Raw genomic sequence first — 17,366 nt, 5'->3', positions numbered from 1 at the left:
CTCCTTTTATTAATGAGATAACACTTTGCTCAGGAACGCTTGGGTGCGAGGCTGATCGGGCGCTGTGAAGATTTTTTCCGGTGTCCCGTCCTCAATCAGTGTCCCGCCATCCATGACGACGACGCGGTCTGCCACTTCACGGGCAAAGCCCATCTCGTGCGTAACGACCACCATCGTCATTCCTTCGGCAGCCAGCTGCTTCATGACGGTCAGCACTTCTCCCACCAATTCGGGGTCGAGCGCAGAGGTAGGCTCGTCAAACAGCATGACCTTTGGCTCCATCGCCAAAGCGCGGGCGATGGCTACACGCTGCTTTTGTCCGCCAGAGAGTTGGTCGGGATACATGTCTGCCTTTTCGGCTAGTCCAACCTTGCGCAGCAGCTCGCGAGCCAGCTTTTCTGCTTCCTCGCGCTTGGTTTTTTTCACGGTCATCGGCGCCATCATGACGTTTTCCAATACGCTCACGTGGGGGAACAGATTAAAGTTTTGAAACACCATCCCCACTTCGGAGCGGACTTTGTCCAGCTCCTTCTGCGGCATTTCTACGAGCTTTCCGTTCTTTTGAATCAATCCGATCGGCTTTCCTTCAATTTCGATGGAGCCCTCTTGAATTTGTTCCAGATAGTTCATGCAGCGGAGCAAGGTGCTTTTGCCGGAGCCGCTAGGTCCAATCATTACGACGACCTCGCCCTGCTCCACGTTGAGGCTGACATCCTTTAGAACATGCAGCTTACCGTAAGATTTATGGATTCGTTTCACCGAGATCATTAGGCACGCGCCCCCTCTACACTCAATTTGCGCTCCAGTCGACCGATGATGACGGAGATGGAGTAGTTGACGAGGAAATACAGAACGGCAATGCCGATGTAAATCTCAAAGTAACGGAAATTGTTCGATACGATCAGATTGCCTGCGCGCATCAATTCAGATACCGTAATGACGGACAAAAGGGAAGAGTTCTTGGTCAACGCGATAAACTCGTTACACAGCGGTGGCAGCATGCGGCGCACGGCTTGCGGCAAAATAACCTTCAGCATCGTCTTGCCATGGCTCATCCCGAGGGAACGCCCTGCCTCCATCTGTCCTTTGTCGATGGATTGAATCGCTCCGCGCACGATTTCCGATACGTAGGCTGCGCTGTACATCCCCAATCCGAGTACCCCTGCTACCGATGCACTCAAATCCACTTGCATGCCAATCGCCAAGCCGTAGTAGAGAATCATGAGCTGCACCAACAGCGGTGTTCCGCGAAACCATGCCAGATACCAGGAGCAGAGTACAGATATCCATTTTTGCTTGGACATCCTTCCAAGACCAATGATCAGTCCCAGAACCGCACTTAGAATCAGTGCCATGAAAGTCATCGAAACCGTAACCCATAGCCCTTCCAGAAGCGCAATTAAGTTGTTGTCTTCAAAAATCACCATGAAATCAAGCGCCATTGGTGCACCTCCTGATGTTGTCGTTATTCACCAAACCATTTTTTTACGATTTCGTCTTGCTTGCCGTTTTCTTTCAACGTTTTCAGAGCTTTATCGAGAGCAACGACAAACTCCTTGTTTTCCTTGCGAACGCCGTAGCCGTAGTATTCTTGCGTCAGCTCTACATCGAGGACTTTGACCTTTTGGCTTTGCTTCGCGTAAACCTTGGCTGCAGGCATTCCCGTTACGACTGCGTCTACGCGGTTGCTTTCCAGCTCGAGGAACATCTCTACGTTTTTCTCTACTTCGACGAGCTTCGCTTCTGGGTATTTCTCTTTCAGGAACTTGGCAGACTTGGTACCGATCTGGACGGCTACTTTTTTGCCTTTCAAGTCCTCCGCACCTTTGATGGTGTCATTGTCGTTTTTCACCATGATCGTCAAACCGCCTGGGTAATAAGGCTGGGAGAAGTCGATCGTCTGCTTGCGCTCATCCGTGATGTACATGGCGGATACGATCATGTCGAACTTCTTGCCTTGCAGTCCTGGGATCAGACCTTTGAAGTCGGTGTCTACGAATTCTACTTTCTCAGCTCCGAGCTCAGCGGCAACAGCCTTCACCAGCTCGATGTCGAAGCCCTCGTATTCGTTTTGCGCATTTTTGTATTCAAATGGCTGGAAAGTAGCGTCGGTTCCCACCAACAAGGTTTTGGTGTCCTTGATTTTTTGCAGCACTTCATCCGTAGGCGCTGCTGCGGCTGTACCGCCATTACCTGATGCTGCTGGTTGTTCGGCAGGTTTGGAACCGCAGCCAGCGATGAGCGCACCGGAAATCAATAGCGCACAGAGAGAAAACAATCCTTTACGAAATCCTTTCATCGATGTGTACCCCCTATGAATTCTTTTTAGTAATTTCGAATACTACCTATATTCAAAAATCATGCCAAAGATACAAAACTCGACAAAAAGGTACAACGAACGAAGAAAGAAGGCTGTGTGAAGCCATTTGCTGAACCAAATGAGTCGAACCTGCCAAATTCAGAAAACACAAAAAAAGCGGCAGAAATTGCCGCCCTGCGGATTTTGCCGCCGGCGATTTCTGCCGCTTTGCCTATTCGTCGTCTTGCTCTTCTTGATATTTTTTGAGTTTATCCCGCAGCGTCCGCTCGCCCATGTCCAGCATTTGTGCGGTTTTCCGGCGATTTCCCTCCAGGTGGGCCAAGGTGTGCCGGATCGCTTTTTTCTCGATCTGCTCAAGGGTTTCTCCTACGTAGATGGGGATCAGCTTTTGCTTGCCCGTGACTTGCTTGGGCTGCGTGCTGTGCAGATCCTTTGGCAAATCCCGCTTTTCGATCAATGGCGAGCTGGTGAGGGCAATCGCCCGTTCCACGATGTTTTGCAGCTCTCGGATGTTGCCGGGAAAATCGTAGCTCTCCAGCACCTGGAGCGCCTCCTGCGAGATGCCGTCGATCGGTTTGCCCATGCGCTCGCTGATTTTCTTGATGAAATAGTGCACGAGCAACGGGACGTCCCCTTCTCGATCACGCAGCGGTGCGAGCTGGATCGGGATGACGTTGAGCCGGTAGTACAAATCCTCGCGAAACCGGTTCGCCTTTACTTCCTTCCACAGGTCCCGATTGGTCGCGGCGATGATCCGCACATGGATGGCTTTCTCTTCCAGTCCCCCCAGAGGTGTTACGGTTCGCTCCTGGATGACACGCAGCAGCTTGCTTTGCAGGGACATGTCCATTTCGCCAATCTCATCGAGAAAGATCGTTCCGCCGTCTGCCAGCACGAATTGTCCCGGTTTGCTTTGCATAGCTCCCGTAAAGGCTCCCTTTTCATAGCCGAACAGCTCTGATTCCAGCAAATTATCGGGGATGGCAGCGCAGTTGACCGCCTGAAACCGCTTGTTTCTGCGTCGCCCCTGGTAGTGAATCGCGCGGGCGACAATTTCTTTGCCCGTGCCGCTTTCGCCGTTGATCAAGACGCTGGAATCGATATCTTTGACCTTGTCGATCAAATCCAGCGTCTGCTGCATGGCTTTGCTGCTTCCGATCAGACCGGAGTTGTCGGATAGCTTGTCGAGCTCTTCACTCAGCCATTTGACGCGCGTTTGCAGCTGGTAGAACTCTTCCGCTTTGGAGAGCAGAATGTCCAGCTCGTCCATCATCAAGGGCTTGGTCAAATAGTAAAACGCACCGTGCCGCATGGCTTCTACGGAGGAAGAGATGCTTCCAAAGGCGGTCATCATAATCACGACAGTGTCTGGGGAGAGGCGCTTGATTTCCTTGAGCACTTCGGTCCCGTCATGCGCGCCGATTTTTAAGTCTAACAGGACGAGCGCTACTTCGACTTGCTGCAGATGCGCGAGAGCTGCTTCTGGATCGGTAAACGTGTTGACGTGATACTTTTCCTCCAGGGCAAACTCAAGTGACTGACAGATCGCTGGTTCATCATCAATAACGAATAGATGGTGCAAAGGAGCCACCCCCTTCTCTTTCATCCTGTGGCATAGGCAAGCGAATGATCATGGTAGTCCCGTGACCAAGCTGACTGGTCAGGTCGATGGTGCCGCCGTTCTCTTTGAGCAATTGGTAGGTGATCGACAGCCCGAGTCCTACCCCGTTGGCTTTGGTACTGAAAAACGGCTCGAAAATGCGGTATTTGTCCTCAGGAGACATGCCATGGCCGTTATCGGCTACTTCGATGACACCCATTTGCCCTTCAAAATAACCGCGAATGTCCAGCTTTCCTTGCTCGTCCATGGATTCAATGGCGTTGAGCACAATGTTGATCCAGATCTGCTTGGTCTGATTGACGTCAGCTACGATGCACAGCTTAGACGGTAAGCTCGTGGTTACGCGAATGTTTTTTTCTTTGATTTTTTGGCTGCACAAAGCAAGCACTGCCTCCATCAGTTCATCCGCACGGAAGCGAGACGGGTTTGGCGGCTTGGGACGTGCATACTCCAGCAGGTCGTTCACCAGATCGTTGAGCCGCAAAATCTCGTTGGGCACTTGCTGGGCGAAGAAATCACGGAATTTCGGGTTGTCAAACTTGGTTGGCAAAAGCTGCGTATACGTGAGAATGGACGTCAGCGGATTGCGAATCTCGTGGGCGATGCCCAAAATGAGCTGTCCCAATGAACGAAGTCTGTGCTCGCTCTCCAGCTTTTTATCCATATCCTTTTGCTTGGTCACATCCTGGAAGTTGATGATGACGCCTGTGATTTCCTTTGCTTTGTTGAAAATAGGGAAAATATTATACCGGATCACCAGCTGTTTGGCCTGCCCGTCCACGTGCTGCTCCCAGATGATCTCCTGCTCCAGATACGTGCTGCCCTCCCGCAGCACATCGTCGACCTGGCTCTCAGGAATAAACTCTGCAAGAATCGTTCCGTTCATCGGCATGCCGATAAGAGGGTGCTTCACTTGCAGGAAATGCACTGCTTTGCTGTTCATCAAAAAGATTTTGCCCGACTGGTTCAACGTCACGTAAAAGCTGTACGTGCTATTGAGCAGCTGCTGCTGAAACTGTACGTTTTCCTCGAGAAGCGTCATCTTTTCTTCCAATTGGCGGTTGATGGTATGAATTTGAGCCGTACGCCTTTTGACTTCCCTTTTGAGCATGCGGTTCCACCATAGGATTCCCATGACGATTAAAAGGCCGATGCCAGAGCCCCACTCGAGATAAAGGCGCAGACGCTCCATATTCAGCGTGCTGGGCATGATGTATTCGCCAAACCATTTGCGCTCGATTTTGTCGTAGGTGCCATTTTGCTTGATTTTGGATATCGCCTTGTTGATCTCAGTCAAAAGCGGCGCGTTCTTCGGGAGGACAGCCACACCATAGTCGGTGGGATTAATCGGATCGCCTACGATTTTGATTTGGCCTTGCTGGTTGTTTTTCTGCAGAAAGTACTGACCCGTGATGCGATTTCCTACGAATGCATCTACCTGTCCGTCCAGGAGCAGCTGTACGGCTTCTTCCTGGCTGTCTGTCTCGATAAACTGGATGAGGCGATGATCCCGCAGCTGGTCGATGGCGATGTCCCCTTTTTGGATGGACACCTTTCGACCGTTCAGATCGCCGAGCTCAAAGATGTGCATGTTTTCTTTGCGGACAAAGATTCCCTGCGAGCTTAAAAAGTAAGGGGTGGAGAAATCGTATACTTTGTCACGAGCCGGACTGTATTTCATGCCTTGTATGGCATCGACCTGTCCGTCGCGCAGCGCTTCGAGAGCTTCGTTCCAGGGCAGAGGAACAAATTCAATCCGCATGCCGGTCTCGATGGAGATGGCGTTCATGATGTCGACGTTAAATCCGCTGAAGACGCCGGACGAGCCGAAGTATTCAAAAGGGGGGAAGTTGTTGTCACCTGCGATACGGATGACTTTATCCTGCTGGACTTCGCTGGGGACCGTCATGCCCATGAGGAGCAGCAGCAAAAGTCCTGCCAGTACGCCGATCCCTGCTTTTTTTAGGTGAAGCATCTCATGCACCGCCGTTCACGATTCTTATTGTTGAAAAGGATAAAGTGTTGTTGAACGAAAAACAAGCACGTAGAAATGCAAAAAGGCCATCCGCAGGAGCGGACAGCCCGGTATAACGCTGTGATTACGCTTGGAGATAGCGAAGTAATATTCCTTCGACATGCTGCAGATGATCCTTCATGCGAGCCTGCGCCAAATGGGCATCCTGATCTTTCAGAGCTTGAAAAATAGCCCGGTGCTCCTCGTAAAACTGCTGGGAGACAGCCTGGTTCGCATAAATTTCTACCCTGCGTGTCTCGCGGATCACCAGCTCCAGCTGCGATGCGATCGTTTCAAACAGCTGAACCATAATCGAGTTGTGGGTAGAGCGTGCGAGCGTAGAGTGAAAGCGCAGATCCGTGCTTTCGCCAACCTCTTCGTTGCCCATATGCTGGGACATTTCTGTCAAAATCTGCTCGAGCAGGAGCAAGTCCTGTTCATCGCGTTTGACGGCGGCGATGGCTACATGGGAAACCTCCAGAGATTTTCGCACTTCCAGAAGCTCCAGAATGGTTTGTCTGTTGGCGAGCAAGGGCTGAAGGTCAGGAAGCAGTGTCGGGGACGGGAGGGAAGTGCTTTTGACCGTGCAGTTGCCACCCTGGCGAATATCGATGAGCCCCATGGCTTTCAAGGCACTCAAGGCTTCGCGCGTTGTAGAACGTCCTACACCGAACTGTTCCGAGAGCTCCTTGGTGGAGGGAAGCTTATCCCCGGGTGCAAGCCCTCCGCTGAGAATGAGCTCTTTGATTTGCTCGATGATATGCTCATAATGATTTTTCTTGGCCAGCTTTGAAAGGTCCATCTCGACACTCCTGTACATTCCTTTTGAATAGCAACATTGTAGCATACAAAGCCAGGCAGGGAGGTGGGGGCAAAGTGGCCTTTATCCGACCAGCAGGGCAAAGACGATACCAGGTCCGTGAACGCCGATAGTCAGATCGTTCTCGATATCCGCAGAACGGCTGGGACCGGAGATGAAGTGAATGCCTGCGGGAAATTGCTTGCGTGGCCGTCCGTCAAAGGAGGCTAAGGCCTCACCCAGTCGTGTCTTCAATCGCTCCAGGGGGATGATCGCGATAAAAACAGTAGGGAGGAGGCTAACGGATCGACCCGTGTTGCCAGAGGACGTGACGACGATGCTGCCCGTATGTGCGACTGCTTGATCCACCAGCGCGATTCCGATATCGGCACTGGCTGCCTGCGAGATCAGCTCGTCCCGATTGCCCGGACTCCACGTCGTCACTTGGCAGGTGGGAAGCTGCTCCTTGAGGCGCAGGGCCAAAAGCTCCGGCTGGTTTTGCTGCAGGATTTGACGGGCTTTCAGTGACTGTGCATGATCGACGATGAACGGCTTGACTTCTGCCATCGTGCTGAAGCGGTGGGAGTGCCCCCCTGCCTTTGCCCAGTTGTCACGGAATAGCTCGATGCGCTGCTCGAGATCCAGCTCGTACGTTTTCCAGAAGGCAGGTGCACCTTTGAAAGGATGCGGCGGCTTTTCTGTGGGCATCGGACGTCCCAAGCGGTTGGAGATCATTTGGATGAAAGCCTGCTGTTGTTCACTCATGAGTGTGAGCCCCCTTTTCCACGTTGGGTTCGTTCCTTTTCCAGCCGTGCCTTGATCGTCTCGTCCATTTCCCTGCGAGTCTGTTGCAGCTCCAGATCGAGCGTACGCCATTGCTCGCGGAACGACTGGGCAGGCAGTCCGGGTGTATGACGGTATTGATTCCAGCCCTTCAACGGACCGATTTTTGCTTTGATCACATTGTCTGTCAGCAGCAGCTTTTGCCCTACTCGGCCGAGCCTAAGTACACGGCGCAGACGCTTCGGATTGGCCATGATATAAGCATAGCCCTTCATGCCGATGCTTTCCTCGGCTGCTTTATGTCCCTCTTTTACTTTGCGATTGCGCAGGTACACGAGCATATCGTGGAGGGGAATTTTCACAGGACACGCCTCATAGCAGGCGCCGCACAGGCTGGAGGCATTTGCGATGTCATCCCACTCCGCGACGTTTTTTTGCAGCGCCGGCTTGAGTACCGCTCCGATCGGCCCGCTGTATGGCCCGCCGTAGGAGTGTCCGCCGATCTGCCGGTATACCGGGCAAGCGTTGAGGCAGGCACCGCAGCGGATGCAGTTCAGCAGCTCCTGAAAATCGGGGTCGCCCAGCTGCAAGGAGCGTCCGTTGTCGACGATGATGATGTGCATTTCTTCGGGGCCGTCGCTATCTGCTTCCCGCCTGGGTCCGCTGATGCCGGACATATAGACCGTCAGCTTCTGGCCGGTTGCCGAGCGAGGGAGCAAAGTCGCCATGACCTCGAGATCGTCCCACGTCGGGATAATGCGCTCCATCCCCATCAAAGTGATTTGAGTCTTCGGGACCGTACTGACCATGCGCGCATTTCCTTCGTTTTCAAACAGGACGATGGAGCCGCTCTCTGCGATCGCAAAGTTGCAGCCGGTCATACCGATGTCTGCCTCGAGGAACTTCTCGCGCAGCTTTTTGCGGACAAATCCGGCGAGGATGGTGGTGTCGGGCGGTAGAGTCTCCCCTGCCTCCTTGGACAAAAGCTCTGCGATTTGCTCCCGGTTTTTATGGATGGCGGGAATGATGATATGAGAAGGCATTTCGTGTGCCAGCTGGATGATGTATTCACCCAAATCGGTTTCAATCGATTCCATGCCCTCTTTTTCCAGCGTTTCGTTGATATGAACTTCCTCGGAAACCATGGATTTGGATTTGACGACGGTACGTGCCTGCCGTTTTTGTGCGATCCCGAGCGTGATGCTGGCGGCCTCGGCGGCGGTTGCAGCGAAATGGACCTGCACGCCATTGGCTTTCGCGTTCTCGATGAACTGGTTCAGGTAGTAGTCCAGATGGGCGATGGTGTGCAGCCGGATTTGCCGCCCACGCTCACGCCATTCCTCCCAGTTTCCCTGCTCGCTCGATGCTTGTCTTTTGCCATCTCGCAGCTTCTCAGTGGTGTACTTGACGGCATTTCGCAAAAATTCATCGTTTAGCGCCACTTTGGCCCGTTCCGTGACAGATACCCCTTTACTGGTGCTCATTTGCCATCATCCCTTCGTACAGCAGCTCTGCCAGATGCATCACCCGCACAGGCTTTCCGCGGAAGCGCAGATTGCCGGAGATGTTCATCAGACAGCCGAGATCCAGTCCGACCAATACTTCTGCTTCCGTCTCGAGTACATGGTCCGCTTTTTCCGTGACCATCGCCCCGCTGATGTCACTCATTTTCACTGCGAAGGTACCGCCGAAGCCGCAGCAATCCTCAGCGAAAGGCAGCGGAACCAGATCCAGACCCTGTACCTGTTCCATCAGTTGCAAAGGCTCTTGCTTGATTCCGAGCAGTCGGCTTCCATGGCAGGAAGGATGGTAAGTGACCTTGTGCGGGAAGACAGCGCCAAGATCGGTAACCCCCAGGACGTTGACGAGAAATTGGGTAAATTCGTACGTCTTTTCCCGAAGCGCATTGGCTTTCGCGAGCAGCTGGGGGTCATTTTCAAACAGCTTGGGGTAGTAATGGTGAATCATGCCTGTACAGGAGCCGGAGGGAGAAATGACGTAATCACTGTCGGCAAATGCGTGGATCAAGGTCAGGGCAGATGTCCTCGCTTCTTCCCAATAGCCGCTGTTGAAAGCAGGCTGACCACAACAGGTTTGCGCTTCCGGAAAATGGACCTGTACGCCGTAGCGAGCTAAAATGCGAACCATGGCTTCCCCTACGCGTGGATAGAGGGCATCGCTCAAACAGGTGATAAAGAGGGAGACTTTCACGGATCCACCTTCTCGATTGGTATTTTTATACTTATCAGCTTATCATACATGTTGGAGAATGAATAGTCAGATAATGGGGAGGAGGGATAGGCATGGCTAAGCCAAGTTTTCTAGTACAGTAAGAACCAAGGGATCTTAGCCAGTACAAGTGCAACTAAGGCTCAGCCCAAAAGCTTGGCTAAGCCAAGTTTTCTAGTACAGTAAGAACGAGAGGTTCTTAACCAGTACAAGTGCAACTAAGGCTCAGCCCAAAAGCTTGGCTAAGCCAAGTTTTCTAGTGTACACTGGTCATATTCGAATGTCAGAACCGTGCATCGGAAAAGTGGGTAAAGAGGGCGTTGATGATGGCCAAACAAAAAATGAACATCAATGAGCTGTATGCGGTGACAGGGAAAATTCTGGTCGAAAAGGGCTATGCAGGCTTTCATTTTAAACTGGTATCCGATCAACTCAATGTGAGTCGAAGCACCATTTACGAATATTTTTCCAACAAGGACGAGCTGATCGCTTCCTTGATGGTTCATCTTATGGATACGATCATGGCGGAATACGAGGGACTTGACCGCATTTCTGAGCCTCTGGAAAAGCTGAGAAGGATCTTCGACTCGTTTATGAAATACGCACATCTTCATCAGATCTTGCTGTTTGCACCATTCGTGAACGGCGAGTCTTCCCCGAGCGTCAAAAAAGACCTTGTCACCTTGCGTCAGCAGCACCATACGTTGACCCGTGTGCTGACAGAGGTGATCGACGCTTGCAAAGAAGCGGGATCGATCCGCCAAGATATTCCGAGCAGTCTGGTGGCAAGCCTGCTTTTTCAGTCGATCCAGATTCCGAAGAACAAGACCATTGAGAATGCCGAATGGAGCGAGATGATTTTCCGGGTCTTACTCGAAGGATACGGTGTAAGGGATAGACACGGTGTTGCATTTTAAAAGCTGGTGCTAGTCTCGAATCGAAAAAAGCCTTGCCCTCACAAAGCACGCGAGAGGCAAGGCTTTTCCTATAGAGGATTATTTTTTAAAGAAAGCTTCCGCTTCATCCATCGCCATCTTGTTTCCGATCGCTGAGTAATCCAGCCAAGGCTGTGCGCCAATGGTGTAGATCTGATTCTTTTTCACGGCTTTCAGGCCTTGCCAGAGTGGATTGGCCTGCAGCTGATCGTACACCTTTTTGGCTTCGTCACCCGCGTTGACTACCACGAAAATCGCATCTGCATCAAAGTCAGGCAAGACTTCCTGAGAAATGACCTCGTAGGCTTTGTCAATTTTTTCTACGCCATTGGCTGGCTGCAAGCCGAGATCTTCAAACAGGATCGGCCCCATCGGGCGCTTCATGCCAAAAACGCGCAGCTCCTTGGCGGTTACACGGATGGCCATGACCTTTGCTCCATCGCCGAGCTTGTCGTGAATGAGTTCTTTTACGTGCTTGGTCTGCTCTTCGTAGTCGGCAATGAACGTCTCCGCCTCTGCTTCGCGTTTTACGAGCGCCCCGGTCTTCTTCAGCGTATCTCTCCATGTCCCCTCATCCAGGTTGAAAACATGGGTAGGAGCGATCTTTTCAAATTTGGCTACGTCTTTTCCCGAGTAAGCCTCGTCCAGGTAAATGACGTCAGGTTTTAGGGCGAGCACGGCTTCCATGTCAGGATCGGTCACGACTCCCAGCGGCTTTGTATCCTTGAGGCGGTCTGCTACGTGAGGCAAAAAGGCTTTGACGTCTCCGCCGATGACAGAACCAACAGGCGTAATGCCCAATGCCAGCAGGTTGTTGGTCAAGTGAATGGACATAGAAGCGATTTTTTGGTCAGCTCCTGATTTTGGGGCTTCCGTTGCAGCAGGTGCACTGGCAGCGGGAGCATTTTGTGCAGGTGCGCTTTGCTGGGGAGCAGATTGGCCGCAAGCGGCTACGGTGAGCAGAGAAAGAATGCTCATGGCGGTAATCATTAATTTTTTCATCGTTTATCCTCTACCTATCCAAAATTATTTTGTTTTTGCCAACAAATATAGAAAATACGGGGCGCCGACAGCTGCGACGACGACGCCGGCAGGAATCGCATTGGGCTGGAAGATCGAGCGTCCGATCGTGTCCGCCGCCACGAGAATAACCACACCGATTAGTCCGGCAATCGGGAGCATGTACTGGTGCAGGGGGCCAACCAGTCTACGCGCGAGATGAGGGGCGGCAAGTCCGATAAAGCCAACGCCGCCTGCCATCGAGACGCTTACGCTCGCGAGCGCTACGGCAGTACCCATCAACAAAAAACGTTTACGCTGTACAGGTGCCCCGATGCTGGTTGCCACTTCATCGCCGAGCAGCAAAGCGTCCAAAACCTTGGATTGGAGCCATGCATAAGGGACGAGAAGGACAATCCACGGCAACAGGGCGAGGACGTTTGCCCACTCTCTTCCCCAGACATTACCGGCAAGCCATCTGGCGGCAAAAGCGTACGTTCCTTCGTCCAGCCGCAGGGAGAGGAACAAAGTAATGGCGCTGAAACCGGCAGCGAGCGCAATCCCGACGAGAATCAGACGGATGGGAAGCACCCCTTTATGGCGGTCGTACGCGAGCAGCACGATCAGCACAGCGACCAAGACGGCACCCGCGAACGTGAACAAGGGCAGGACGAGCGAAATCATCCCTTCCAGGGAACGGAAGAAGCTGACGAACACGACCAATCCAAAAGCGGCACCCGCATGAAGTCCCAGCACGCCGGGATCGGCAAGCGAATTCCGATAGAGCCCCTGGAGGATGGCACCTGAAATACCGAGTCCCATCCCAGCCAAAATCGTGATCACGATTCGCGGCAGACGATACTCGAACAATACCAGGGAATCGTCCTCACTGCCTAAACCTGCCAGCGTCCGAAGCACCTCATAAGGGGAGAGACGGATCGAACCTGTATGCAGGCTGTACAAAATGACGCAAACGCAGATCAGAATCAGCCAGATCCCTACGTGCAGGACTCGTTTTTTCCTAGCGATTTCTTGCTGGTTCATTTAGTAGCTCCCCCTTTCCCGACGCGCGAGATAGAGGAAAAAGGGAACACCGACCATCGCTACCATGACACTGATGGCAAGCTCCTTCGGTGGATTGACCATCCGTGCACCCAGATCAGCGAGTACGAGCAGGACGGCCCCCATGACTGCGGAGAGTGGAACGATCAAACGGTAATCCACACCCACCAGCTTGCGTGCCATATGAGGAATGACGAGTCCGACAAAGCCGATGGAGCCGACTGCGGATACGGAGACACCGGCCAGAATCACTGACACGAGGATGGCGATGACTTGTACCCGCTTGGTCTTGATGCCCAGATTGCTCGCAACATCGTTTCCCAGGGCCATGGCAGAAATCGAGCGCCCAAGAAGCGGAGTCCACAGAAACGTCAAGAGGATCACGGGAGTTAACCACTGCAGATGCATCCACTTGATCCCTGCCAGACCACCTGCATACCAGAAGGCCAGATCCTGACTCAGCTCAAAATAGATCGCGATCCCCGAGCTGAGCGAGTGGAGCAGGGCGGCTACGACGGAACCAGCGACGGTCAGGCGCAAGGGGGTCAGTCCGCCCGGTGTAGACGACCCGAGCAAAAAGATAAACACCGTGCTCATCACCGCGCCAAGAAACGAGACAACCATCAGCCAGGAGTAGGGCAAATTGGGAAAAAAGGCAAAGCTGAGTGCCACGACAAAAGTCGCTCCTGCATTGACGCCCAAAATGCCTGCGTCTGCGAGAGGATTTCGGGTCACACCTTGCATCAGAGCTCCAGCCACTGCGAAAGCGGCACCGATCAGGGCAGCACCAAGCACACGAGGCAGACGCAGCTCGTGAATGATTTGGTGGCTGGTGTCAGACGGATCGTAGTTGATCAGCGTGGTCCATACGGTTGAGAGCGTAATCTCTTTCGCGCCGTAAGAGATGGCCAGGAACATGGACATCAGCAGAGCAGCGACGGCGAGTAGGAATACGGTGGAAAAGACGGTTCCTTTCATAGGCGTGGTCCTTGTGAATTAGAATGAGAATCATTATCTCTTGGAACTATTGTAAAAACCAAGACGGCGGTCGTACATGTCATAAATGAAGATTTTTCTCCTTGGACTTTTCTAAACGTTTTGACAGGATGACCTGCTTATAGACTGACATGGTTAGTCGGGGACGTGAGGAGATCGACGGCCATGTCCAATTGGCGCTCCAGTGAGTAGGGAGCATACACCTTCCATTGATCCCATTCGAGAAAGCAATAGCGATTGGCGATGACAGCAGGGTGACGCTGCCAGGCTGCATTCGATTGCAAAAGCTTCCACTGCTTTCCCGCTTCCTCACGCGATGGTACGACCATGAACAAATAGTCCGATTCGTACTGATCCAGCTCATCGATCGAGATGGCAACCCATGTGAGCATCTTTCCGTTGTTATGCTTCTGCATCTCTGCCTGCATCCGTGCAGGGGGCAGCATTTGCAGGGAACGGTAAAACACGTGCCCGATATTGCGTGCCCCGTACATTCGCCAGCCCGTTTCCCGCAGGACGCAAATGGCTACGGTACGCTTGTCGCCGATGTGGTCTGCCACGATCTGATGCGCTTTCTCGGCCTTTTTCTCGTACTGATCGATCCATTCCTGAGCAGCCTCCTGCTTGTTCACGATGCCGGCGATCATCTGCAAGTGACCAAAAAAATCCATGGTGGTCCACGGTATGGTGACAATGGGAGCGATGTCACCCAGATTTTCGCGCGCTTTCACAGAGACGTTATCCTTGCACAAAATCAGATCCGGGTCCAGCTTTAAAAACGCTTGCCTGCTGATCTCCCAAGGGTCTGACGCATGAAAGGGAAGCATCAAGCTTTTGACGGCGGCGGGAAAGTATTTGTGCGTTTGAGCGGCACAGGGAACGACTCCCAGGGTCAGCAGATGCTCCGTGTAGGGGAACGAAAGCGAAATCATTTTGGCATGAGGCTGCTTGGAGTAGGTAGTGGGCGCATAGCCACTGGAGGTTTTAAAACGGCGACTGAAGTAGAATTCATCGATATAGCCGACTTCTCGGGCGACCTCCTTGATCTTCTTATCTGAGACGAGCAGCATTTCCTTTGCTTTGTTCATTCGTAGATTCGTGAGGAATTCATAGGGAGTCTTGTTCATTTTTTGCTTGAACAAATGCGAATAATAAGCAGGATGCATCCCTGCCAGCTCTCCCAGCTTTTCTACGGTGATGTCGCGGTCGAAATGCTCCTGCATGTATTGTACGGTGAGTGGCAGCCATTGCTCTGGCGCATCGGACAGCGGCGTAGCTGGCAGGTCCTCATCCGGATTCTCTAGCAAAATCAATTCCAGCAGCTCGTACAATTCATCCAGCTGATACAACGACTGGCTTCTTTTCGGGGGAGCCGATTGGCCGGAAAATTGACGGAGCAGGTACTGTACCCGGGGACCGGTCTTTTCAATCACTCCATGTAGAGGAAAGGAAAGCTCTCGCTCGTAAACTCTGCGATGATCCTCGGAAACAGAGAGCCGATAGAGGTCAAAGGAAAGAGCGTGCATTTCGATCCCGTGAGAAGAGGAATGCGTGATTTCAAAGCTGATCTGTGGAGGAAGCAACAGCAACGTTTTGCGGGCAAATTTGGAGGAGGAGCCGTCGATGACCACCTCTCCCTTTCCTTTTGTACAGTACAGGAGAGTATGGCTCTGGGCGATGTTATCGCAGCGTGGGCCTTCGGGTGAGTACGTGCGGTTGCCCGATTCTTTGATTTCCACGATCGTGTTCTGCAAGAATGGATGAATCTGTTGCTGTTGTGCCATAATGGATTTCCTTTCTTACCGGGTTCCTTATTCTTAAAACCATATTATTGATAATCATTATCAATGTCAACGCTGAGAGGGTTTTCTGAAGCATTCGTGATTGCTAGAAAGTAATGGTAAGATGAATAGAAATTTCACATGAATAAAATAGAGAGAAGGGGAACGAACATGCATCTGTTTTACAAGCAAACCTTGCAGCTGCTCGATACGGAGCTGGATCGGATCCATATAGCACTGGATCGGCTTTCTCATGAGCAGATCTGGAAAAAGGGAAGGGAGAGCACCAACAGCATCGGAAATTTGTGTCTGCATTTGGCGGGAAACGAATATCAGAACGTAGTGAGCGCCATCGGGAGCAAGCCCTTTGTTCGTGAGCGCTCTGCGGAATTTTTGGCTATGGGGAGCTATACATCGGCACAGCTGCGCGAGCGCCTTTTTGACGTACGTGCACAGTCGCGCCAGGTGATCGAGAAATTAACGGAGGAGGACTTCCATAGAGAAGTCACGATTGCTTATCCGCCAGGGGCAGGGATCGCCTCCTATCAGAAGACAATTATGGAACTTCTTTACCATACAACTTCCCACTATTCCTATCACACAGGTCAGATTGTATATATGACGAGGATATTACAGGAAGGAGACGAGCATTTATTGCGATGGAAACATTGATCTATACACTTTTTTATGTTACTTTGTCGAAATATAATTGAAATTAGATAGGAACAACTACAAACAAAATGGAGGGTAATGTACTGTGAAAAAGTCAGCAAGAATATTGCTAGGTGCAGCATTGGCACTGTCCTTGACACTCGTGGGCTGTGGGAAGTCGGAAGGGGATCAGGGAACTGGGCAGCAGGCAGGGCAAGCAGGGCAAGCAGCAGAAGCTGTAAAGGTTGATATTGGGATGTTGAAGCTGACCAGCTCGGCGCCGCTTTTTATCGGGATTGAAAAAGGCTTCTTTAAAGAAGAGAACATCGATGCGCAAGCGAAATGGTTTGAGGCCGCTCAGCCGATCGCAGTGGCTACGGCTGCAGGCAGCGTGGATGTAGGGGCAACAGGAATTACAGCCAGCCTTTACAACATGGTTGCAGGCGGACAGAAGCTGCTCATCGTTGCAGATAAAGGAAGAGAACAGAAGGGCTACTCGTCCTCGGCTTTGTTGTTCCCTAGCGATTCACCTCTTAAAAGCATTGAAGAGCTAAAGGGCAAAAAGATCGGGATCACGCAAACAGGCTCTACCTACCACTACATGGCAGGAAGACTGCTGGAAAATCACGGCTTGACCTTGAACGATGTACAGCTCGTACCATTGAACAGCATCAAGGGTCTGATGGAAGCGCTGAAAAGCAAACAAGTCGACGCGATTTTGCTGAACGAACCAAATATCTCTACGGTAGTAGAAGAAGGCTACGGAAAAGTCATCGCACAAGTAGGCGACGAGATGGACTACCAGACTTCCGGTATTTTCTTCTCCCCGAAGCTGGCTGAAAACAAGGATGCAGCTGAGCGCTTCCTGAAAGCCTACGCAAAAGCAACTCGTTACTACTACGACGCTGTTTTGACTCAAAAGGACGGCAAAATCGTACCAGGGGCGAACTACGATGAGGTAGTCAGCATTATCGCGAAGTACACCGATCAAGAGCCGGACATGATCAAAAAAGGTCTGCCGTACATCGACCGTGATGGAAAACTGCTGGAATCCGACATCAAGACACAGGTAGATTGGTATGCAAAAGAAAAGCTGATCGACAAAGCAATCGACACGACCGAGATCGTGAACACCCAATTGCTTGAAGAAGCTGTGCAGAAGCTAGGGAAGTGAAT

The 17,366-nt window shown here is 51.9% G+C and carries 17 protein-coding genes; 4 read left to right on the top strand and 13 right to left on the bottom strand.

Annotated elements, in window-relative coordinates; all coding sequences use genetic code 11:
- Window positions 1-9: 9 nt before the first annotated feature.
- The 3 genes from EDM59_RS26230 to EDM59_RS26220 are packed head-to-tail and all read right to left on the bottom strand — an operon-like array spanning window position 10 to window position 2,299.
- Window positions 10-768 carry an amino acid ABC transporter ATP-binding protein gene (locus EDM59_RS26230; protein ID WP_122926365.1) on the bottom strand — a complete coding sequence of 253 codons (759 nt, stop codon included), beginning with the start codon at window positions 766-768 and terminating at the stop codon, window positions 10-12.
- Window positions 768-1,442 (bottom strand): amino acid ABC transporter permease, encoded by a 675-nt coding sequence (locus EDM59_RS26225; protein WP_092271797.1) that lies wholly within the window; start codon window positions 1,440-1,442, stop codon window positions 768-770. The genes EDM59_RS26230 and EDM59_RS26225 overlap by 1 nt, the downstream gene beginning before the upstream one ends.
- Window positions 1,443-1,465: 23 nt before the next feature.
- Window positions 1,466-2,299: a transporter substrate-binding domain-containing protein gene (locus tag EDM59_RS26220; protein ID WP_122926364.1), complete on the bottom strand. Its 834-nt coding sequence runs from the start codon at window positions 2,297-2,299 to the stop codon at window positions 1,466-1,468.
- A gap of 117 nt (window positions 2,300-2,416) precedes the next feature.
- Here EDM59_RS26220 and EDM59_RS31235 point away from each other — a divergent pair, with 117 nt between their 5' ends.
- Entirely contained in the window at window positions 2,417-2,566 is a 150-nt protein-coding gene (locus EDM59_RS31235) for a hypothetical protein (protein ID WP_183193052.1), read from the top strand.
- Here EDM59_RS31235 and EDM59_RS26215 read toward each other — a convergent pair.
- From EDM59_RS26215 to EDM59_RS26190, 6 genes are all read right to left on the bottom strand, one after another.
- A complete protein-coding gene (locus tag EDM59_RS26215) occupies window positions 2,532-3,902 on the bottom strand; it encodes a sigma-54-dependent transcriptional regulator (protein ID WP_122926363.1) in 1,371 nt (456 codons plus the stop codon). The genes EDM59_RS31235 and EDM59_RS26215 overlap by 35 nt on opposite strands.
- On the bottom strand, window positions 3,880-5,916 hold the full coding sequence (locus tag EDM59_RS26210) for a transporter substrate-binding domain-containing protein (RefSeq protein ID WP_122926362.1): 2,037 nt from the start codon (window positions 5,914-5,916) through the stop codon (window positions 3,880-3,882). Before EDM59_RS26210 ends, EDM59_RS26215 begins: the two co-directional genes overlap by 23 nt.
- Window positions 5,917-6,040: 124 nt before the next feature.
- Window positions 6,041-6,757 (bottom strand): FadR/GntR family transcriptional regulator, encoded by a 717-nt coding sequence (locus tag EDM59_RS26205; RefSeq protein ID WP_122926361.1) that lies wholly within the window; start codon window positions 6,755-6,757, stop codon window positions 6,041-6,043.
- A gap of 81 nt (window positions 6,758-6,838) precedes the next feature.
- Window positions 6,839-7,519, bottom strand: coding sequence for a LutC/YkgG family protein (locus EDM59_RS26200; protein ID WP_122926360.1), 681 nt, complete (start codon window positions 7,517-7,519; stop codon window positions 6,839-6,841).
- Entirely contained in the window at window positions 7,516-9,021 is a 1,506-nt protein-coding gene (locus tag EDM59_RS26195; RefSeq protein WP_122926359.1) for a LutB/LldF family L-lactate oxidation iron-sulfur protein, read from the bottom strand. The genes EDM59_RS26200 and EDM59_RS26195 overlap by 4 nt, the downstream gene beginning before the upstream one ends.
- A complete protein-coding gene (locus EDM59_RS26190) occupies window positions 9,008-9,748 on the bottom strand; it encodes a (Fe-S)-binding protein (protein ID WP_122926358.1) in 741 nt (246 codons plus the stop codon). Before EDM59_RS26190 ends, EDM59_RS26195 begins: the two co-directional genes overlap by 14 nt.
- Before the next feature lie 341 nt (window positions 9,749-10,089).
- On the opposite strand from EDM59_RS26190, the gene EDM59_RS26185 reads away from it, so the two are divergent.
- Entirely contained in the window at window positions 10,090-10,683 is a 594-nt protein-coding gene (locus EDM59_RS26185) for a TetR/AcrR family transcriptional regulator (protein ID WP_246011252.1), read from the top strand.
- Between the two features lie 78 nt (window positions 10,684-10,761).
- Here the strand turns inward: EDM59_RS26185 and EDM59_RS26180 are convergent, their stop codons facing one another.
- From EDM59_RS26180 to EDM59_RS26165, 4 genes are all read right to left on the bottom strand, one after another.
- Window positions 10,762-11,703, bottom strand: a complete 942-nt coding sequence (locus tag EDM59_RS26180; protein ID WP_122926357.1) for an iron-hydroxamate ABC transporter substrate-binding protein — start codon at window positions 11,701-11,703, stop codon at window positions 10,762-10,764.
- A gap of 24 nt (window positions 11,704-11,727) precedes the next feature.
- Complete coding sequence (locus EDM59_RS26175; RefSeq protein WP_122926356.1) at window positions 11,728-12,744, bottom strand: FecCD family ABC transporter permease; 1,017 nt, start codon at window positions 12,742-12,744, stop codon at window positions 11,728-11,730.
- Entirely contained in the window at window positions 12,745-13,740 is a 996-nt protein-coding gene (locus tag EDM59_RS26170) for a FecCD family ABC transporter permease (protein WP_122926355.1), read from the bottom strand. It lies immediately after the preceding gene.
- Between the two features lie 137 nt (window positions 13,741-13,877).
- The gene (locus EDM59_RS26165) at window positions 13,878-15,542 is read right to left on the bottom strand and encodes an AraC family transcriptional regulator (RefSeq protein ID WP_122926354.1); all 1,665 of its coding nucleotides are present in this window, start codon (window positions 15,540-15,542) and stop codon (window positions 13,878-13,880) included.
- A gap of 168 nt (window positions 15,543-15,710) precedes the next feature.
- Here EDM59_RS26165 and EDM59_RS26160 point away from each other — a divergent pair, with 168 nt between their 5' ends.
- Both EDM59_RS26160 and EDM59_RS26155 read left to right on the top strand, forming a co-directional pair.
- Window positions 15,711-16,211, top strand: coding sequence for a DinB family protein (locus EDM59_RS26160; protein WP_122960966.1), 501 nt, complete (start codon window positions 15,711-15,713; stop codon window positions 16,209-16,211).
- Window positions 16,212-16,296: 85 nt separating this feature from the next.
- Complete coding sequence (locus EDM59_RS26155; protein ID WP_122926353.1) at window positions 16,297-17,364, top strand: ABC transporter substrate-binding protein; 1,068 nt, start codon at window positions 16,297-16,299, stop codon at window positions 17,362-17,364.
- Window positions 17,365-17,366 lie beyond the last annotated feature (2 nt).

The sequence above is a fragment of the Brevibacillus nitrificans genome (assembly GCF_003710965.1).
GTDB classification, from domain to species: Bacteria; Bacillota; Bacilli; order Brevibacillales; family Brevibacillaceae; genus Brevibacillus; species Brevibacillus centrosporus.
Note: the sequence above shows the minus strand (reverse complement) of the source record. Positions and strands in the feature narration are given on the sequence as shown.